Annotated in this window: 21 protein-coding genes, 1 pseudogene and 1 riboswitch; of the genes and pseudogenes, 16 read left to right on the forward strand and 6 right to left on the reverse strand. The window is 40.8% G+C overall.

Annotation, left to right across the window (positions count from 1 at the left end):
* Positions 1-51: 51 nt before the first annotated feature.
* From MPH60_RS07955 to MPH60_RS07985, 7 genes and pseudogenes are all read left to right on the forward strand, one after another.
* Positions 52-1,224: a pyridoxal phosphate-dependent aminotransferase gene (locus MPH60_RS07955; RefSeq protein ID WP_245406482.1), complete on the forward strand. Its 1,173-nt coding sequence runs from the start codon at positions 52-54 to the stop codon at positions 1,222-1,224.
* Between the two features lie 131 nt (positions 1,225-1,355).
* Positions 1,356-1,509: riboswitch (SAM riboswitch) on the forward strand.
* Between the two features lie 105 nt (positions 1,510-1,614).
* Positions 1,615-2,847, forward strand: a complete 1,233-nt coding sequence (gene mtnW / locus MPH60_RS07960) for a 2,3-diketo-5-methylthiopentyl-1-phosphate enolase (RefSeq protein ID WP_241594853.1) — start codon at positions 1,615-1,617, stop codon at positions 2,845-2,847.
* Between the two features lie 6 nt (positions 2,848-2,853).
* Entirely contained in the window at positions 2,854-3,513 is a 660-nt protein-coding gene (locus MPH60_RS07965) for a 2-hydroxy-3-keto-5-methylthiopentenyl-1-phosphate phosphatase (RefSeq protein ID WP_241594854.1), read from the forward strand.
* On the forward strand, positions 3,510-4,139 hold the full coding sequence (locus tag MPH60_RS07970; protein WP_241594855.1) for a methylthioribulose 1-phosphate dehydratase: 630 nt from the start codon (positions 3,510-3,512) through the stop codon (positions 4,137-4,139). The genes MPH60_RS07965 and MPH60_RS07970 overlap by 4 nt, the downstream gene beginning before the upstream one ends.
* A gap of 24 nt (positions 4,140-4,163) precedes the next feature.
* Positions 4,164-4,697, forward strand: a complete 534-nt coding sequence (locus tag MPH60_RS07975) for a cupin domain-containing protein (protein ID WP_241594856.1) — start codon at positions 4,164-4,166, stop codon at positions 4,695-4,697.
* A gap of 299 nt (positions 4,698-4,996) precedes the next feature.
* A complete protein-coding gene (locus MPH60_RS07980; RefSeq protein WP_241593734.1) occupies positions 4,997-5,923 on the forward strand; it encodes a CobW family GTP-binding protein in 927 nt (308 codons plus the stop codon).
* 65 nt (positions 5,924-5,988) lie between these two features.
* Positions 5,989-6,135, forward strand: a pseudogene (locus tag MPH60_RS07985) (DUF2188 domain-containing protein); the annotation flags it as partial.
* A gap of 57 nt (positions 6,136-6,192) precedes the next feature.
* On the opposite strand, the gene MPH60_RS07990 reads toward MPH60_RS07985, so the two are convergent.
* Positions 6,193-6,435, reverse strand: a complete 243-nt coding sequence (locus tag MPH60_RS07990; RefSeq protein WP_101225235.1) for a DNA alkylation repair protein — start codon at positions 6,433-6,435, stop codon at positions 6,193-6,195.
* A 109-nt stretch (positions 6,436-6,544) separates the two neighbouring features.
* On the opposite strand from MPH60_RS07990, the gene MPH60_RS07995 reads away from it, so the two are divergent.
* The 6 genes from MPH60_RS07995 (at position 6,545) to MPH60_RS08020 (ending at position 11,621) form a co-directional block, all read left to right on the forward strand.
* Positions 6,545-6,811 (forward strand): hypothetical protein, encoded by a 267-nt coding sequence (locus MPH60_RS07995; RefSeq protein ID WP_241593733.1) that lies wholly within the window; start codon positions 6,545-6,547, stop codon positions 6,809-6,811.
* Positions 6,812-6,916: 105 nt separating this feature from the next.
* Positions 6,917-7,879 carry a WD40 repeat domain-containing protein gene (locus MPH60_RS08000; RefSeq protein ID WP_241593732.1) on the forward strand — a complete coding sequence of 321 codons (963 nt, stop codon included), beginning with the start codon at positions 6,917-6,919 and terminating at the stop codon, positions 7,877-7,879.
* Between the two features lie 5 nt (positions 7,880-7,884).
* Complete coding sequence (locus MPH60_RS08005; RefSeq protein ID WP_241593731.1) at positions 7,885-8,571, forward strand: response regulator transcription factor; 687 nt, start codon at positions 7,885-7,887, stop codon at positions 8,569-8,571.
* On the forward strand, positions 8,568-9,983 hold the full coding sequence (locus MPH60_RS08010; RefSeq protein WP_241593730.1) for a sensor histidine kinase: 1,416 nt from the start codon (positions 8,568-8,570) through the stop codon (positions 9,981-9,983). The genes MPH60_RS08005 and MPH60_RS08010 overlap by 4 nt, the downstream gene beginning before the upstream one ends.
* Positions 9,984-10,002: 19 nt before the next feature.
* Positions 10,003-10,443 carry a FixH family protein gene (locus tag MPH60_RS08015; RefSeq protein ID WP_241593729.1) on the forward strand — a complete coding sequence of 147 codons (441 nt, stop codon included), beginning with the start codon at positions 10,003-10,005 and terminating at the stop codon, positions 10,441-10,443.
* A gap of 458 nt (positions 10,444-10,901) precedes the next feature.
* On the forward strand, positions 10,902-11,621 hold the full coding sequence (locus MPH60_RS08020) for a CAP domain-containing protein (RefSeq protein ID WP_241593728.1): 720 nt from the start codon (positions 10,902-10,904) through the stop codon (positions 11,619-11,621).
* A gap of 160 nt (positions 11,622-11,781) precedes the next feature.
* Here MPH60_RS08020 and MPH60_RS08025 read toward each other — a convergent pair whose 3' ends face one another.
* Positions 11,782-12,249 (reverse strand): Hsp20/alpha crystallin family protein, encoded by a 468-nt coding sequence (locus tag MPH60_RS08025; RefSeq protein ID WP_241593727.1) that lies wholly within the window; start codon positions 12,247-12,249, stop codon positions 11,782-11,784.
* A gap of 158 nt (positions 12,250-12,407) precedes the next feature.
* On the opposite strand from MPH60_RS08025, the gene MPH60_RS08030 reads away from it, so the two are divergent.
* Positions 12,408-13,181 (forward strand): SDR family oxidoreductase, encoded by a 774-nt coding sequence (locus tag MPH60_RS08030; protein WP_241593726.1) that lies wholly within the window; start codon positions 12,408-12,410, stop codon positions 13,179-13,181.
* Between the two features lie 48 nt (positions 13,182-13,229).
* Here the strand turns inward: MPH60_RS08030 and MPH60_RS08035 are convergent, their stop codons facing one another.
* Both MPH60_RS08035 and MPH60_RS08040 read right to left on the reverse strand, forming a co-directional pair.
* Positions 13,230-14,585 (reverse strand): MATE family efflux transporter, encoded by a 1,356-nt coding sequence (locus tag MPH60_RS08035; RefSeq protein WP_241593725.1) that lies wholly within the window; start codon positions 14,583-14,585, stop codon positions 13,230-13,232.
* A gap of 347 nt (positions 14,586-14,932) precedes the next feature.
* Complete coding sequence (locus MPH60_RS08040) at positions 14,933-16,045, reverse strand: mechanosensitive ion channel family protein (protein ID WP_241593724.1); 1,113 nt, start codon at positions 16,043-16,045, stop codon at positions 14,933-14,935.
* A gap of 193 nt (positions 16,046-16,238) precedes the next feature.
* On the opposite strand from MPH60_RS08040, the gene MPH60_RS08045 reads away from it, so the two are divergent.
* Both MPH60_RS08045 and MPH60_RS08050 read left to right on the forward strand, forming a co-directional pair.
* Positions 16,239-17,327, forward strand: coding sequence for an undecaprenyldiphospho-muramoylpentapeptide beta-N-acetylglucosaminyltransferase (locus MPH60_RS08045; protein ID WP_241593723.1), 1,089 nt, complete (start codon positions 16,239-16,241; stop codon positions 17,325-17,327).
* Positions 17,328-17,379: 52 nt separating this feature from the next.
* A complete protein-coding gene (locus MPH60_RS08050; RefSeq protein WP_101225224.1) occupies positions 17,380-17,523 on the forward strand; it encodes a DUF2639 domain-containing protein in 144 nt (47 codons plus the stop codon).
* A 47-nt stretch (positions 17,524-17,570) separates the two neighbouring features.
* Here the strand turns inward: MPH60_RS08050 and MPH60_RS08055 are convergent, their stop codons facing one another.
* Both MPH60_RS08055 and MPH60_RS08060 read right to left on the reverse strand, forming a co-directional pair.
* Entirely contained in the window at positions 17,571-18,254 is a 684-nt protein-coding gene (locus MPH60_RS08055) for an LrgB family protein (protein WP_241593722.1), read from the reverse strand.
* The gene (locus tag MPH60_RS08060) at positions 18,229-18,621 is read right to left on the reverse strand and encodes a CidA/LrgA family protein (protein WP_241593721.1); all 393 of its coding nucleotides are present in this window, start codon (positions 18,619-18,621) and stop codon (positions 18,229-18,231) included. Before MPH60_RS08060 ends, MPH60_RS08055 begins: the two co-directional genes overlap by 26 nt.
* Positions 18,622-18,786: the final 165 nt, after the last annotated feature.

Below are 18,786 nucleotides of genomic sequence, written 5' to 3' on the forward strand. Positions count from 1 at the left end.
CATATATCATTTGTGACTAGAATTTCAAGAAATTTCAGAGAAGGTGTATAAATGGTGCAATTCGAAAAATCCGGACAGCTTCAGGACCTGCCCAAGCAGTTTTTTGCCTCACTTGTCGCAAAAGTCAATGCCATCACGGAGCAGGGTCATGATGTCATCAATTTAGGCCAGGGAAACCCTGATCAGCCGACACCGGACCATATCGTGAAAAGTTTGCAGTCTGCCGCTGAAAAAACGATTAATCATAAATATTCGCCATTCCGGGGGCATCAATATTTAAAAGACGCTGCTGCCGTCTTTTATGAAAGTGAATACGGTGTCAAGCTGGATCCGAAAAGTGAAGTGGCGATTCTCTTCGGGGGAAAGGCAGGTCTTGTCGAACTGCCGCAATGTTTATTGAATCCGGGTGATACGATCCTTGTTCCGGATCCCGGCTATCCGGATTATCTTTCCGGTGTTGTTTTAGCCCAGGCAAAGACCGAATTCATGCCCTTGACAGAAGAAAATGATTTTCTTCCAAAATACAGTGACATACATAAAGAAGTACTTGATAAAGCCAAAATGATGTTCTTGAACTATCCGAACAATCCCACAGGTGCTTCTGCAACTGAAAGTTTCTTTGATGAGACCGTCTCTTTTGCAAAAGAGCATTCCATTTGTGTGGTCCACGACTTCGCCTATGGGGCGATAGGATTCGACGGGAAAAAACCGATAAGCTTTCTCCAGTCAGAGGGAGCGAAGGAAATAGGAATAGAAATATACACACTATCGAAAACATACAATATGGCAGGGTGGAGAGTCGGCTTCGCAGTGGGGAATAAAAGTGTCATAGAAGCTCTTGAACTATTACAAGACCATCTTTATGTGAGTCTCTTCCCGGCGATACAAGAAGCTGCGGCAAGCGCTTTGCTTGACTCGCAGACCTGTGTAGAGCAGTTAGTGCAGATGTACGAGGGGCGAAGGAATGTTTTCATTGAGGGATTGAGGGCAATCGGCTGGGATGTCAAAGCTCCTGCGGCATCATTTTTTGCCTGGCTCAAGGTACCTAAAGGTTTTACGTCCGAGACTTTTGCAGACTATTTATTAACGCATGCCCATGTTGCTGTTGCTGCAGGGAATGGATTTGGTGAATTTGGCGAAGGATACGTCAGGGTAGGGCTGCTGACTTCGGAAGAACGGCTGAAAGAGGCTGTGGAACGGATAAGTAGATTAAAAATATTTTAACCACAATGATAAATCCGATTAATTCACCCTTAAATAGTTAAAACTTATTGACAAAGTAGGAATTACCTGTCAGAATACAAAATAAATTCTTAATCTTTCGATACTTGGATGCAAATTTATATATCAGCGTTTTCTTATTTTGAGCAGGTGGAGGGACTAGCCCTATGAAGCCCAGCAACCGACCGTAATTCCATTGTAAAATGGGGCGGAATTCTTCGCCGGATTTTTCTTGAAATCCACAAGGCACGGTGCTAATTCTTGCAGCCAATGGCTGGGAGATAAGAAGATGGCTTTTTAAAGCCTCTTCTTTATGAAGGGGCTTTTGCCATTTTGAGACCATTTCAGGTTAATGACATCGAGAGTTTACTAACGTGATATAGGAGTGATCAAATGAGCGAGATAGTCGCTACTTATTTAATTCATGATTCTAAGGGAAATCATGAGAAAAAAGCAGAGAGCATTGCCTTAGGATTGACTGTCGGGACATGGACGGACCTGCCCCATTTGGTCCAGAAACAACTGGAAAAAAATAAGGGACGCGTCGTATCGGTGACACCGCTTTCTGAAGAAGAGAGGGCAAACAGCTACTTTAATCGTAAAATATACCGTTCGCTTATTAAAATTGCCTATCCGGCAAGGAATTTCTCCAATGATTTACCTGCAATCCTCACGACGGTCTTCGGCAAACTTTCATTGGACGGAGAAATAAAACTTATCGACTTGGATTTTGTCGGTGATATTCAAAAAGACTTTCCCGGGCCGCAATTTGGCATTGAAGGCATTAGGAAAAAGGTTGGCGTATTTAACCGGCCACTAGTGATGAGCATCTTTAAAGGTATATTAGGAAGAGACCTGACATTTCATAATGAGCAACTGAGGCAACAAGCATTAGGGGGTGTCGACCTAGTTAAAGACGATGAGATCCTCTTCGACCAGGAACTGACTCCATTTTTCGATAGAATAAAATCGGGAAAAAGAATATTGAATGATGTCTATGAAACCACTGGCCACCGAACTTTATATGCTGTCAATCTATCAGGGAAAACATTCGAATTATTGGATAAGGCAGAGCAAGCGGCTGATGCAGGGGCGGATGCCTTGTTGTTCAACGTTCATACATATGGTTTGGATGTATTGCAGGCCTTGAGTGAACATGATCGTATCAAGCTGCCGATCATGGCGCACCCTGCATATAGCGGGGCATTGGCAGCCTCATCATTTTATGGGGTCGGCTATCCATTATTGCTTGGTAAATTAGTAAGGTTATCAGGTGCGGATTTATCCTTGTTCCCGTCCCCTTATGGAAATGTCGCACTTGAAAAAAAGGAGACTTTGGCGATTGCTGAAGCTCTGACAAAAGATGAACTTTCATGGAAAAAAGCCTTCCCTGTTCCTTCTGCTGGCATTCATCCGGGCATGGTTCCGGACTTAATCAAGGATTTTGGAATCGATAGTGTGATTAATGCCGGAGGTGGAATTCACGGGCATCCTGATGGAGCAGAGGGCGGGGCAAAGGCTTTCCGTTCTGCTGTGGAAGCCGTACTGGCAGGAAAGGACCTATCTGAAGCGGCTGCTGAGGATGAAACACTAAAAAAAGCTCTTGTGTTATGGGGAGGCCTATAAGAAATAATGAAACCGATCATCTTTTGTGATTTTGACGGAACGATCACTAACACGGATAATATCATTTCCATCATGAAGAAATTTGCGCCTCCGGAATGGGAAGCGTTGAAAGACGGTGTCCTTCAGCAAAAAATCAGTATATCTTCAGGTGTAGGGGATATGTTTTCCCTGCTTGATAGCGGCTTGAAAGATGAAATCATCCAATATGTAAGAAAGTCGGCTGGCATTCGTCCAGGGTTTTATGAATTCGTTGAGTTTACGAAACAAGTTAACATCCCTTTATATATTGTAAGCGGGGGCATGGATTTTTTCATTGCACCGCTTTTAAATGATATCTTGCCAACAGAGTCCGTTTATTGCAACCATGCATTTTTTGATAAGGAAAAGATTTATATTGAGTGGCCACATGCTTGTGATGATCAATGTAATAATGATTGCGGTTGCTGCAAGCCATCCATTATGAGGGAAATTGCGGGTGCGGGAGATTTTACATTCGTTATTGGAGATTCAGTAACGGATTTTGAAGCTGCCAAACAGGCGGATTTTGTCATAGCCCGTGATATACTGCTTGAAAAATGCGATAGGGAAGGGATTCCACATCAAGGATTTGAAACGTTTTTTGATGTCATTGATATTTTAAAGCAGCAGGAGGTGGTTAAAGCGTGAACAATCATTCTAAGGAATGGCAGGAGCTGGCAGATATTAAAGCTGAACTGGCCGAAAGGGATTGGTTTATGGGTACTAGCGGGAACTTGTCCATTCGGGAGCCCAAAAGCCCTTATTTTTATATTACGGCAAGCGGTAAGGATAAAAGGAAGCAAACGGATTCGGACTTTTTACTGGTGGATATAAAAGGAAAACCGGTTGAAGAAACGAACCTAAGACCATCGGCCGAAACTTTACTTCATACAGTCATTTACCGAAAAACGAATGCGAACTGTGTACTCCATGTCCATACGGTTGAAAATAATGTGATTTCCGAATTGTACGGAGAAGAAGGTCAAGTTTCTTTTCGTAATCATGAAATCATTAAAGCGACCGGGCGGTGGGATGAAGATTCGGAACTTCGGATACCAATCATATATAATCATGCTGACATTCCGCTGTTATCCGATAAGTTCGAGCCACATGTCGAAGAAGACTCTGGCGCCGTGCTGATCCGCAATCATGGTATTACGGTTTGGGGTAAAAGCGGACTCGAAGCAAAGAGAATACTTGAAGCTTGCGAATTTTTATTTCAATATCAACTGTTGCTTAATCAACAAAAGGCGTTTGCAGGTTCTTTAACATAAACACTCATAGAGGAGGAATGAATGATGGCGACAATCAGATTCCATGAAACAAACGAGGTTATTGAAAACGGTGAACAGGTAAAAGGATTTTTAGAAACACAAGGGGTTATTTATGAGCAATGGGACATTTCTAAATTACCGGCCCATCTGGTGGAAAAATACGATTTAACAGATGCTGACAAGGAGGAAATCCTTGTAGCATTCCAATCAGAGATAACGGAAATCTCCGAAAGAAGAGGCTATAAAGCGCATGATGTCATTACATTATCCGATGCGAATCCGAACTTGGATCAAATGCTTGAAAACTTTAAGCAGGAACATCACCATGAAGATGATGAAGTGCGTTTCATAGCAGGCGGAACGAGTATCTTTGCCATTGAAGGCAAAGATAAACAGTGGTTTGATGTGCGCCTTAATCCAGGAGATCTTATTAGCGTTCCAGAATCAACAAGACATTATTTCACGCTTGCAGAGGATAGGAAAACTGTTGCTGTCCGCATTTTCGTTACAGCGGCAGGATGGGTGCCGATTTACGAAAAAGACGAAGTCCAAGCATGAATCAATGTTGAAAAACCAGCTTAAGGGCTGAGTTCAATTTGTCGAGACTAGCCTAGAGCCCACAGACGCTTGCGGCGAGGAGGGAAGACAGTCGGCGGAAAGGGAGCGGATCTCTGAAATCGACTGGAACGATTCTAAATAAAAAACTGCAGTCGACCTCGGTTTTCTTCGAATTTGTCTATGTCTGAAACCAGCTTAAGGGCTGGTTTTTTTATTTGGATCCGGCAAGTGCGTTAGTAAGATAAGTATGATAAAATTTAACCGAATCGAATTTAACCGGATTATAGGAGCAGATAAGAATGAATACAACCGAAGTATACATATTGGGCGGCTTTCTCGGCAGCGGGAAAACGACGCTTCTTCGAAATATATTAAAGCAGGAAAGTGACGCGGGCAGAAAAGTGGCCGTGCTTTTAAATGAGCTCGGCAGTGTATCGGTTGACAGCGGACTCATTGGTGATGAAGTGCCTCTGAAGGAGTTGTTTGACGGGTGCATCTGTTGCACAATTCAAGATAAACTGGAGGTTCAGCTTCATGAATTGCTAACAGAAAATGACCTGGATGCGGTTTATATTGAAACGACGGGTGCTGCCCATCCAGTTGAAGTATTGGATGGCATCATGTCGCCGATTTTCGCCAAAAGGCTGGAGTATAAAGGGATTATCACGGTAGTCGATTTATTAAGGTGGCGCGATCGCGAGGAACTGTCTCCGCAGCTTCGACAGCTGCTTGCCGAGCAAATTCACCATGCCGATTTCATTTTAATGAATAAAGCGGATTTAGTAAGAGAGATGGAGGCCGCACAGCTGATATATACGATACAGGCGCTGAATACGGATGCTGTATGTTTATTGACGGAGTATGCAGACGTTTCCTTGAAATCATTGCAAGGGATGCAAAGAAATCGGCAAAATGGCCATCAAAAGCTTGATGTACATGACCATTTGCATTTAACTGCAGTCGTTCATACCTTTGAAGGTGCCGTGGCACAAACCGACTTTGAAGAGTGGCTTAGGTCCCTGCCGGAAACGGTATATAGAATGAAAGGATACATTTCCTTTACACATTCACAATACCCCCATTTATTTCAATACTCCTACGGAATGCCGATGTATATGAATGAAATGATGAAAATGCCATTGAATATCGTCATGATCGGGGAAAAGTTGGATGAGGAAATGTTGATCGGTCAATTGAAAGCTTTGGAAGCGAGAGCGGCACGATAAACGTTTACCGCCCATATAAGAAGGGAATCATATAAGAAGACTTTCTTATCAAGGAGGCGGTATTAATGCCATGGAATAAGAACGATTACCCAAATTCGATGAAAAATCTAGATAAAGATGTCAGGGAAAAGGCTATAGAAATCGCGAATGCATTATTGGATGAAGGATATGAGGATGGAAAAGCCATTCCAATTGCCATAGACCGGGCTAAGATGTCGGTGGGAAAAGATTGAAAAAATGGTCAGACCCATTTCTGGGTCTGACCATTTTTATTCTTGCATTCCGAAGGCGGCAAATGTCTTTTCGTCTTCGATTAATCCGCACGCAGCACATTGCACCCGAACTTCAGGACCATTATATGCTAGATGGAACGGCTGAAGGGAATCGTTCGAATATTGTTCAACAATCTCACCGGATTGCGGATCCTTTTTAACAGGGGTTGCTACTTGCTGAATGAGATTGAAGCGAGATTTATTTGTCCGGCAATTCGGACAGCGGTATACTTGAGACACTGTACTCACTCCTTTTTTGAATTTTAAAAAGCGTGATCGTATTATTAAGGTAGTCTTTACGAACTTGATCAATAATATGTATGAATTAGTAATGGATGGAAGGGATACTATGAAAGAAAATATCAGGCAAGAAGAATTACTGGTGGCTTATTTAAGCATATGGAACAATCGTAAGGTGACCGATGGAGGAGGAAGGGAAGTGTTGACGGAACTCATCCGCCGTGAGCTTTTGGATGAAAATGCCCATCCCCGTGCCCGAAAACCAGTATTGGAGAAATTTTACCTCTGCATTAAACGTGTGATGGAATCTTCGCTTTCGGAAGAAATGAAAAATGCGATCGTCATGCTCTATATCACTGAATTGGAAAGATTATGATACGGATGCTTGTTGGCAAATATTCTTTTCCGCTTCATACTTTTTTCACAAATCATTGTTAAAATTTATAAAAAATAGATATTTAATGAATAAGGAGCTTAAAATATGAAGTGGGGCATTGGGCTTTTTCTTGCCATCGTACTGCTTACTGGGTGTAATAGCGGTCATGCATTTACTAAAATCAATAAAAGTGAATCTTTCCTGGCGACGGTCAATATCAAGGATACTTCTTTGACTTTTATAGATGAAAACTATCATCCATTTGCAAAATGGGATATTTCAGAACCATTTACCGGAGCCCTGCTCCTGGCCGACAAAGATACTATCCTGCTTTATGGAAAAGAGATGAAAAAAGTCCAAGTTTACTCATTATCGGCAGGAAAACTGATAAACAGTTGGGAAATTGGGAAAGGAATCGTCAATATGCAGTTGTTACGTGATGGAAAAAGCATCGTGGCGGTCAATCAAGCGAATCATTCCATTTATTTTTTAAATGCTGATGGGGAGGAACAGGATATTGTCAAGGTAGGTAAAAGCCCCTTGACCGTTCTTCAAGGAGAGCAAGCGAATCGTTTGTATGTTATTAATTTTGGTGATACCAAATGTTCAGTAATAAATCTTGAAACGAGAAAGGTCGATTTCGAATTTCCCGTACATAGTTCCAGCACTGGCACATTATTAAGGGAAGAAAAGGATGAAATATGGATCGGAGGACACGGTGATGGGGACAAAGTGGAAGAAGATCTATATATTTATTCGGCAAGAACAGGAGAGTTGAAGAAGAAGCTGAAGGCCCCCACCATGCCGATAAAGTTCCTTGAGAATGCTGAAGGCATATTTGTCCTTAGTCATGGTACAAGCTCCTTATATAAATTGAATGATCAATATGAGGAAGTGAAAAGCAAAGTGGTCGGCGTCAACCCCTTTGAAATGGCGAACTTCAATGAAGATGTGGTCGTAGCGGGATATGATAGTGATGAAGTGTATGTAATGGATGCTGAAACAGTCGATATTAAAAAAACGATAAAAGTCGGCGAAGGTCCGTTCCAATTGATGTTGAGGGAGTAGATGACATGCATGCTTACACCATTTTAGTCGTGGATGATGAAGAAGATATGCGAAATCTAGTTGAAATGTATTTGCTGAACTCAGGTTATCGATGCCTTCAAGCTGCGAATGGAAAAGAAGCCATAAGGATGGTTGAAACAGAGGAAGTGGATTTAATCCTATTGGATATCATGATGCCAGGTATGGACGGTTTCTCCGTTTGTGAAGAAATTCGTGAAAATTGGGAGATCCCTGTGATATTTGTCAGTGCGAAAGGTGAAGAATGGGATAAGGTGAAAGGGCTGAAGCTTGGCGGCGACGATTATATCGTCAAGCCGTTCAATCCAGGAGAATTGGTCGCAAGGGTCGAAGCTGTATTGCGAAGGACAGGGAAATTATCATTGAATGAAGATAATCAAAACCATGTCCGATTCGGTAAAATTAGCTTGAACTTACAATCCAGAACGGTTTTGGTTGAAGGGAAGGCAATCAATTTAACCTTGAAAGAATTCGAATTGCTTTTATTCCTCATGCGTCATAAAAGCCAGGCACTCAGCCGTGAACAACTGCTTGAAAATGTATGGAGCGGGGAGTATCGAGGATCTTTACGTACCGTGGATACCCATATCAAAACGTTACGAATGAAATTAAGAGCGGCCGATTACATTCAAACCGTCTGGGGAATCGGGTATAAGATAGAGGAAAAGAAATGATCAATAAATGGCGAACCCTCTCATTTAAATTATGGCTCACCATCATCACCGCCATCATCCTTTCTGTACTGTTCGCTTACTCACTTTCTCAATATTATTATAAAAATCTATATGTGGAGAAGCTAAAAACAGATTTAGTCAATGAAGCGTCATTGCTGGGGGCGGATTATACCGGCGGAGAAATCAGTGATGACTTCAAGGGAAAAGTTGAATGGTTTAACAGCAAGAATGACAGCGAGGTCTTTGTCGTCAACAATCCCAGGGAATTGAGTGCCTGTCTGCCTTTTGAAATCAATTATGATACCCTTATTTCTGAAGAAGAACGGCAAATGCTTTTAGATGGGAAAGCCGTTGAAAAAGAGGGATATGAGAAAAGATTTGAAAAGAACATTGTAGCTGCTATCATACCCCTTATTGACGAAGATCGCCTCGAAGGTATCATCTATACATATATTCCAGTAGATTCCATTACGGTCTTACTGAAGGAATTTGCTGCAAAATGGTTGGCAGCGGTCCTATTATTCTTAATAGTCGCGATATTTTTTACTACAAAATGGTTGAAAAGGCTAATCAGTCCGATTAAGGAAATCGAGACTGCAGCCCATCGTGTTTCAGAGGGGAATTATGACATACAGGTCCATGTAAGGAGCCATGATGAAATAGGTAAACTGGCAATAGCCTTTAATGATATGGCCAATTCCATCCATATGGAAGAAGAGAGAAAAAAAGAATTTCTAGAAAATGTAGCACACGAGCTCAGAACCCCGCTTAGTTACGTAAAGGGATACACGCAGGCCATATTGGATGGTGTCGTAAAAAATGATGAAGAAAAACGGAAATACCTTCATCTCATTTCAAGGGAGGCCCTTAGGCTGCAGCGGCTTGTGGGAGATCTGATGGACTTAACAAAAATGGATAGTGATCCATTCTTGTTAAATAATATCCCGATTGCCTATGCCCAATTCATTGAAGACGTCCTTGTGAAATATGAACCGATAATAAAAGAAAAGCAATTGGACTTGCAGTTGAATCTGGATCCAGACCCGATTATTTTGGGGGATGAAGGAAGGATGGAACAGGTCCTGCATAACATTTTTGATAATGCCATTCAGTACACCGATCCTGGAGGGTCGATCCATATTACCCTAATTCAGCATAAAGATGATTGTGAACTGCTGATTACTGACACGGGTAACGGAATCCCGGAAGCGGACCTGCCACATATCATGAATCGTTTTTACCGAGTGAACAAAGCACGCAGCCGTTTTGATGGCGGTTCAGGGCTTGGACTTTCCATTGTCAAAAAACTGGTGGAATTACAGAATGGTAAAATCGAAATAGAAAGCAAGGAAAAAAGGGGAACGAAAGTCAGGGTCATCCTACCGATTATAAAAGAAGAATGGAATTCATAAAAAGGGGATACGTTCAAAAATGAAAAAAATCGTGTTATTTTGCATGACGTTAATTTTTTTGGCCGGATGCGGCAAGGAAGAGGAAATTCCGAAAATGTTAAATGTCGATTTAGCTGTCGATCCAATTCAAGGTAAAGTGAATGAGCCTGTGAAATTTCAGGCAAAAGTGACTTATGGGGACGAAGTCGTGACAGATGCGGATGATGTCAGTTTTGAAATTTGGCTTGCGAATAGCGATGACCATGACAAAATTGCAGTAAAACATAAAAGAAACGGCATATATGAATTGGAAAAGGCTTTTGATGAAGAAGGAACCTATTATGTATATGCCCATGTAACAGCAAGGGATATGCACAACATGCCAAAGAAAGAATTCGTCATAGGGAAACCAAGCACTCCTGAACAAAATGGGGGGGAAAAGGAAATGGACGAAATGGATGATGATGAAGAAATGAAATGATGAACGACTATCAATATCAAAACAATTCGGGAGTGAATCCGGATTGTTTTTTTTATTTGAAAAATGGCCAAGACATTAGGGTCGAAATAATCAGGATAAAGACGGCGTGTCGAAGTTAAATCGAAAAATTTGTAACATAAAAGTAAAGAAAGTCATATTAAGTTGGTTAAATACGATATGTCAACAAAAAGTTATTAGTATTCAATGGAAATGGTTCTATGTAACTACCATTGACAAGTAATGACTGGAAAAATATGAGTATATATACCACTGAAAGAAACATAGATAGGTAAAGCATTCTTACAAGTTTTCTCTGAAACTAGGATAATAATATTTTCTCTTTCGTATCCTGTTAAATTCGATGGAAATTGATGGTGCATTTATTACAAAAAGTGCATGTTATGATAATTCCAGAAGCAAAGCACAACACAAAACGAACATCACAGGAGGAAATACGAATGAAAAAGAAAATGTTTATGTCAGCAGCAGCGGCTGCAGCTATTATATTCACAGGAGTAGGAGCTAACCAAGCTGAAGCAGCCAACTGTGATACTGTTAAACAAGTAACTTATAAATCTATGAATAAAGAGGATATGCAAAAAGTCCTTAACCAATACCTAGCTAAATACAATATCACTTTACCTGCAGCGCAAGCACAACAAAAACCGGTTCAAAAACCAGTTCAAAAACCAGGTCAAGAAGCTGGGACAGTGAACCAAGCAAAACCTGAAGCAAAACCTGAAACACCTGAAGTGACACCTGAAAAATCAACTGATGAAAAACAAGAGACAAGCTCTGAATTAAGTGCTTTTGAACAAGAAGTTGTTAAATTAACTAATGCAGAACGTGAAAAACAAGGTTTGGCAGCTCTTAAAATCGACACTGAGTTGAGCAAAGTTGCACGTATCAAGTCTCAAGACATGAAAGATAAAAACTACTTCGATCACAATAGCCCAACTTACGGCTCACCATTCGATATGATGAAACAATTCGGAATCAGCTATAAAACAGCTGGCGAAAACATCGCACAAGGTCAACAAACACCTGAAGAAGTGGTACAAGCTTGGATGAATAGCCAAGGACACCGTGAAAACATCATGAACTCAAGCTTTACTCATATCGGAGTAGGTTACGTAGAATCTGGTAACTACTGGACTCAACAATTCATCGGAAAATAATAATAGATTAGTAGAAAAGCGCATCCCATTATATGGGGTGCGCTTTTTTTATGAGAATGGATCATGCCATTCCAGAAATGAAGTCTAGCGGAATCTAAAAGGATTTCCAAGAACTAACAGGAACCGCACCTTATCATCAGTGAAGTCCATGTAAAGCAACTTAAATCTCGGATACATCGATTTCTGAATACTGTGTGTTGAAACTTTTCTGAAGACGTATTTCCAATGTTGATTCTTTATATTGGGCTGAAGCCCCTTTTTTCTTGACAAGTGCGGGGAGTGTTATGACATGTCGATCCGATTCTTCAGGAATCCCCTCGATGATGGATTGGTTAGAAGTATGGTAAAGCTTCATTTTCTTTAGCCAAGCTTCATTTTCTATGGGTATTCTTACAAAGACATATAAGTGAGTTTCAAATACTTCGGCATGTAAAGGATGTTCAGATCTGGCATTTTCTTTTTGTGAGCGGCCATCATTTTGGTTCATCATACCTTGCATATTGTCAGGTATGACTTGTGAAAATACTTTTTCAATGAATGATTGTACATCACTTTGCTGCATATTTTTCAAAAAGTCCTTTTGGTTTGGGTTATTCTTAAAAGAAAAAAGTGAATTCCAGGGAAACATATTGAATTCCTCTCTCCTGCTTATGGTCTGACAGGTTTATTTGTTATATTTTATGCAGCTAAAGCCCATAGGTTCTTTTATATAATTACTAAATTATAGAAAATGGAATAAACTTATGTATAATTAATTAAAATCCATTAGATAAAGAGGGTAGGCCTGTGGATGAAAAAGTAGCTTTTATTACTGGTGGAGCAACGGGAATCGGCAAAAGGATGGCATGTTCACTTGCGGATAATGGAATGTCCATTATCATTACTTATCGAAAAAGTAAAAAGGCAGCTTTAGCGTTAGTGGATGAATTACAGGAAAAATACCATGTTAAGGCACTTGCGATTCAAGGTGACTCGTCAAGTGAAGAAGATTGCCGGAATATTTTGCAAAAGATTTTGGAGTCCTTTGGCCATGTTGATATCTTCATTCATAACGCAGGGCCATATATGCATGATCGTAAACACATGACTGAATATGCCAGTGATGAATGGAAGTACATCATGGATGGGAATTTAAATGGTTTTTTCTATTTTGCGAAGGAACTTATTCCGCAAATGAGAAGTAGAAACTGGGGCAGAGTCATTACATTAGGGTTTGAACGGTGTGAAACTGCACCAGGTTGGATTTATCGATCTGCTTTTGCAGCGGCAAAGAGCGGCTTGACCTCCTTGACAAGAACTTTAGCTGCCGAAGAAGCTGCACATGGCATCACCGTGAATATGGTCTGTCCTGGTGATATCGTAGGTGATTGGAAAGAGGGGGAAATCAGGGGCGCGAGGGCAGAAAAGGATGATACGGTTCCAGTAGGCAGACCGGGTACGGGGGAAGATATAGCGAGGGTCATCACGTTCCTTTGTGATGAAGAGTCAGATTTCATTACCGGCAGCATCATACCGGTAACAGGCGGTAAGGATGTTCTTGGGAAAATATATAAAGCCTAGCGTGAGAATGAAAAAGGGTGAGGCCGGTAATCCAGCCCCACTCTTTTTTTACGCCATTTTTTTATATTTCACTTGCTGTATGAACCGTAAGCGAGCCGCCAAGCCTATAGCTCCGAGAGCCAAGCCGGTAATTAAGCCGATCCAATACCCAAAAGATCCCATATCGGTATACTTTGCAAAAAAATAACCAATGGGAAGCCCGAGAATCCAGTAGGAGACCAGTGACATCGCAAATGTGACATTAACATCTTTATAACCACGCAATATACCCTGAATGGGTGCCTGGAGGGCATCCGATATCTGAAAGAAGATGGCATATATTAAAAAATGTGAAGTCAGCATCATAACCTCATGATCTTTAGTGTATAAAGAAGCCACAGGTTCTCGGAAGAGGAATAGGATGGTCGACAAAACGAACGACATCGTCAAGGCCATCGATATGCCAATCCAGCTATACACTTTTGCATCTTTATAACGGGTTGCCCCAATTTCAAATCCAATGACGATCGTCAAAGCCATGGATATACTTAGCGGTATCATATAAAGCAGGGACGCAAAATTCATGGCAATCTGATGTGAGGCAATTGTCACGGTATCATACTTACTCATCAAAAGGGTGACGGCCGAGAAAATGCTTGTTTCAAAAAAGATAGCCAGCCCGATGGGTACCCCAATCAATAATAAAGCCCGCCATTCTTTCCAGGAAACCCGGAAAAATTCATTGAAAACCTTATATGTCGAAAACGGGTTGATTTTTATTACAACAAGGATGGCCACCAGGGCAATTAACCAATAAGTAATGGCAGTGGCGTACCCGGAACCAACACCGCCAAGTTCGGGGAACCCAAACTTCCCGTAGATTAACAGGTAATTAAAAAGGACGTTAACCGGAAGTGCACATAAGGTGATGATCATGGAAATCCTGGTCTGCCCCAGAGCATCAATGAAGGCCCTTAACGCATTATAAACGAATAAAGGAATGATTCCGAGTGAAAGTGCAATCAAATAATCATGAGCAACCATGTGGACACTATCTTCAAGATCCATGGCATTCAATATGGGGTTCAAAGAAAACGCCCCAATGATTAATATGAACAATGCTAAAGCGACAGCTAAATAAATGGCCTGCATCACGGAATAGGAAACGGATTTAGACTGCCTGGAACCGACCAGCTGTGAAACCACCGGCGTTAAGGCAATCAATATCCCGCTCAGGCCCGTGTATACGGGTGTCCATAACGAACTGCCGATGGAGACGCCGGCAACGTCCTGAGTGCTGTATTGTCCGGACATCATCACATCAAAAAAGGTCATGGCATACATGCTGATTTGGGTGATCAGGATAGGTATCAATATATAAAATAACAGGCGGATCTTTTGTGATTTAGTATAAGTCTGATTCATTAAAGTACCTCAATATCAATATTTAGAATTTTCAACACAATAAAGAATTATATCACATAAGCATGTGATGTTTTAAGAGTTTTTATTTGAAGCTAAAAAAGACTTGCCGTTTAGGGCAAGTCTCAGACTATAGACAAACTCGATATTTAATTAAGATTGCCTACAAGGCAGTGTAATATATGAACGTTGTTTTCCACTACAGGCACTCGCTTTCCGCGGGCGGTCCGGGAGCCTCCTCGGCGCTTTTGCGGCCTGTGGGGTCTCCCTTGGACGCGCTCTTCCCGCAGGAGTCTCGTACCTTCCGTTACAATCAACTTTGTTTAAAAATTCTTATGGAACCTCTTTTGTCAGTCGCGCATGGACTCAAAATCATTCATGGCTTCCATATTTGAGTCTTTTTGAAGAATGAAGGCTTGGGACGGTATGGCAATTTGTACATCTTCCTGTTCCAATATCTCCATTATTTTAAAGTTCACATCTTCTTTGATTGATAAATATCCTCCAAAGTCCGTCGCTTTCGTGAAGAAATAAAGGTAAAGATTGAAACCGGAATGACTGAACTCATCAAATTTAACCAAAATCGTTTCCGGATGGACTTCAGGATGATCAATCAGCATTCGTTCTATGTCTTTAATGACATTTTCCAATTTTTCTTTTGGTGTCGTGACATTCACACCTAAATGGAAGGCAATCTGTCTTTTTCCCATCTTGGACCAGTTGATGATCGGTTCATTCGAAAGGGTCGCATTTGGGACTGTAACTAAAGCTTGGGCAAAAGTCCGAACTTTGGTGCTTCGGAATGTGATGTCTTCAATGGTTCCCTCCACACTTGGAGTTTTGACCCAATCTCCTATGGTAAAAGGTTTTTCGGTAACGATGACGATACCCCCGAAGAAATTGCTGACTGTATCTTTAGCGGCAAGAGCGAAAGCCAATCCACCCAATCCAAGCCCTGCAACGAATCCATCGACATTAAATCCCCATTCTTCCGCAATGATGGAGGCACCAAAAGCAATGATGATTAATTTTATGATTTTCGTAAAGAACGGCATGACGATTTGATCGACTTCAAGCCCGAATTTACTTACCAATTTCGGAAATAATGTAGTAAAACTCGAACTTATATTAAAAATCGTCCAAAAGAATAAGAAGACAAAAAACGATCTGTATATTTTCGATCTTAATTCAAGCAAAGGTGTGTCGATCGGAAAATAGTGCAGTGATATAATAACACCAATTAAAACGATAAGCCATCTTACGGGCTGTTCAATAGCTAGCATTAAGTTGGCGGCAAATTCCACTTTGCGTTTTTCTGCAATTCGCAGAAAGAACTTGAATATATATGTAGTAAATACTTTCCGAAGCAAAAGGAAGATTAGGAAAATGCCAATTGAAATTCCTAATTTGGTCCAGGCTTCGATTCCATCAAATTGATCGAGTGATTCAGAAACTTCTTGCAATGTATTACTCCTCCAATGTATCTTGTAGTATTGTAGAATACTAAGATTATAATATATTCATGCTGAAAAAGGAAAAATAATCGATGATTACATTCCTCACGGGGATTTTGCGGTTCACTGAATACTTTTTCAAGTTATTAATGGCAAGGATATATGGTAATATGGATGCAAAGTGATTTTTTAAGTTTGGAAGGTGGAAATATTGACTAAGAAAATAGTATTTACCGGAGGCGGTTCTGCCGGTCATGTATCTGTTAATGCAGCAATCATCCCGGAATTTTTAAAGCATGATTGGGATGTTACTTATATTGGTTCAAAAAAAGGCATTGAAAAAAATATCATTGAAACGGAATTTCCCGAGGTCCGTTATGAAACGATTTCCGTTGGTAAATTCCGGCGTTATCTATCTGTTGAAAATATGAAAGACCCTTTCAGGGTCATAAAAGGGATTTTTGATGCACGAAAAATATTAAAAAAGACCAAGCCGGATTTCATTTTTTCTAAAGGTGGATTCGTTTCGGTCCCAGTCGTTTTGGCAGGCAGAATGCTGAGAATACCGATTGCGATACATGAATCGGATTATACGCCTGGTCTGGCTAATAAGATAGCCATGCCGCTTGCATCGAAAATTTTCACCACATTCCAGGAAACGGAAAAAGACCTTCCGAAAGAAAAGGCCATGTATCTTGGCGCCGTATTGCGCGATGGGATTTTTAAGGGAAACGCTTCTGCTGGTAAGTCATTCTGTGGATTCACGAATAACAAACCGGTGTTACTCGTTATGGGCGGGAGCCTTGGAGCCGTAAAAATCAATAATATGATTACAGATAACCTAGATGCCTTATTAAAGGATTACCAGATTATACACATTTGCGGGAAGGGAAATGTGAAATCGGAATTGAAACAAAGGGGATATGCTCCTTTTGAATTCGTTCATGAAGAATTATTCGATCTTTTGGCGGCTGCTGATGTCGTTGTGTCAAGGGCAGGTTCAAATTCAATCTTTGAATTCCTTGGTTTGCAAAAGCCGATGCTGCTTATCCCTCTAAGTGCCAATGCATCCCGCGGAGATCAAATCCTGAATGCGTCAAGCTTTGAGAAACAGGGGTTTTGTAAAGTCATTCAAGAAGAAGAGTTAAATGACCGGATTTTTAATGCTACATTAGCGGATTTATTGGAACAATCGAATGAATATCAGGAAAAAATGCGTCAAAAACGTCCATTCAAAACGGCAGCTGAAATGTATGAATTATTACTTCAAGTAATGGCTGCAAAAAAATAAGTATCAATCCCCTCTATGCAGCATATCTTTTTCGAACAGAGGAGGGGGCAGAATGGCTTATGAATATTCCAAAGGATGGTTCATTCAGCAGCTAAAAGCTGCAGGGATAAGCTATCATCCAATTGAGAAAAAAAAGCTGGAGCTGTATAAAACCTATATTCTTAGGCGTTTATACGACGATCTCCAAAAAAGATAAATCATAAAAAGAACCGCAATGTCATTGACGTTGCGGTTCTTTTTATTTTATAGAAAATTACTTATAAAAGGAAAAAAACAGGAAATGAGGATACCTGCGATAGCCATTGCCGCACCTGCGACAGCCCCGGTGAACTCGCTTTCCTGGGCAGCTTGAGCAGTTCCAAGGCCATGGGCGATCGTACCATAAGCGATACCACGAGCGAAGGGCATCGTGATGTTTAGTTTATCCATCATTTTTGGAGCGATCATCGTACCCAGCACCCCAGTCAAAATGACGAAGGCTGCTGATATATTGGAATTTCCGCCATAAAGTTCCGTGATTTCAACAGCGATGGGCACCGTAATGGATTTAACTGCCAATCCTTGAAGAATGAATTGCGGAAGTGAAAATGCTTTAGCGATGGCGAAGGCAATGATCAATGTGACCATAAGACCAAATATCATACCGCTAATTGCCGGCATTGCATATTTAACGATTATCTTTCTATTTTTATAAAGTGGTACAGCCAAGGCAACGGTAGCCGGTCCCAGGAAATAGGTGATGATGTCTTTTCCCGGTGAATAATCTTTGAAGTCCAAACCGCTGATCAGCAGTATGAGAATTATTGTAACCGTACTGAAAAATACAGGCGTCGTAAAAGGTGATGGATGTTTAGCATATATTTTCCTTCCAATGAAATAGGCAAGGATGGTTATCAAGATGCTATATGTTGTGATGAGCGCTGTCATGCTGCTTAACCTCTCCTCTATGGGATAGCTTCTGAACAGTCCAAGCTGAAACGATGAATCCAAATATCAGGCTGACTCCCAATGTAAGTGCCAATGGCAAACCGAATTTAATGAAAAGCCATCCCATGGTCATTAAACTGATTGAAATCGGGATGAAGAAAAAGGCTAGGTGCTTGACCAAAAATCCTGAAGTAAGTTCAATCCATTCGACTTTTATAATCTTCGTCTGTAATAAACTGAATAACAGAATCATGCCGATGACGTTGCCTGGTATGGGTAAATGAAGTAAATTGGCTAAAAAATAGCCGAGCTTGCAAATGATGAGCAGGAAGATTAGCTGCACGATAAAAGCAAATGTTTTTTTCATGATTAAGTCCTTTCGATGACGCTTTGAATATATTGATGAATTGGTCAATTGTATTCATTATAAAAAAATATCCCTAAAAAGAATAGGGATTTGCAGCAATCTATCTTAAACATCCTATGTAAATGCAAAAAAGAGCATTCCAGGTTTGGAAGCTCCGGCAATTAT

The sequence above is a fragment of the Peribacillus sp. Aquil_B1 genome (assembly GCF_022603275.1).
In the GTDB taxonomy this organism is placed as follows: domain Bacteria; phylum Bacillota; class Bacilli; order Bacillales; family DSM-1321; genus Peribacillus.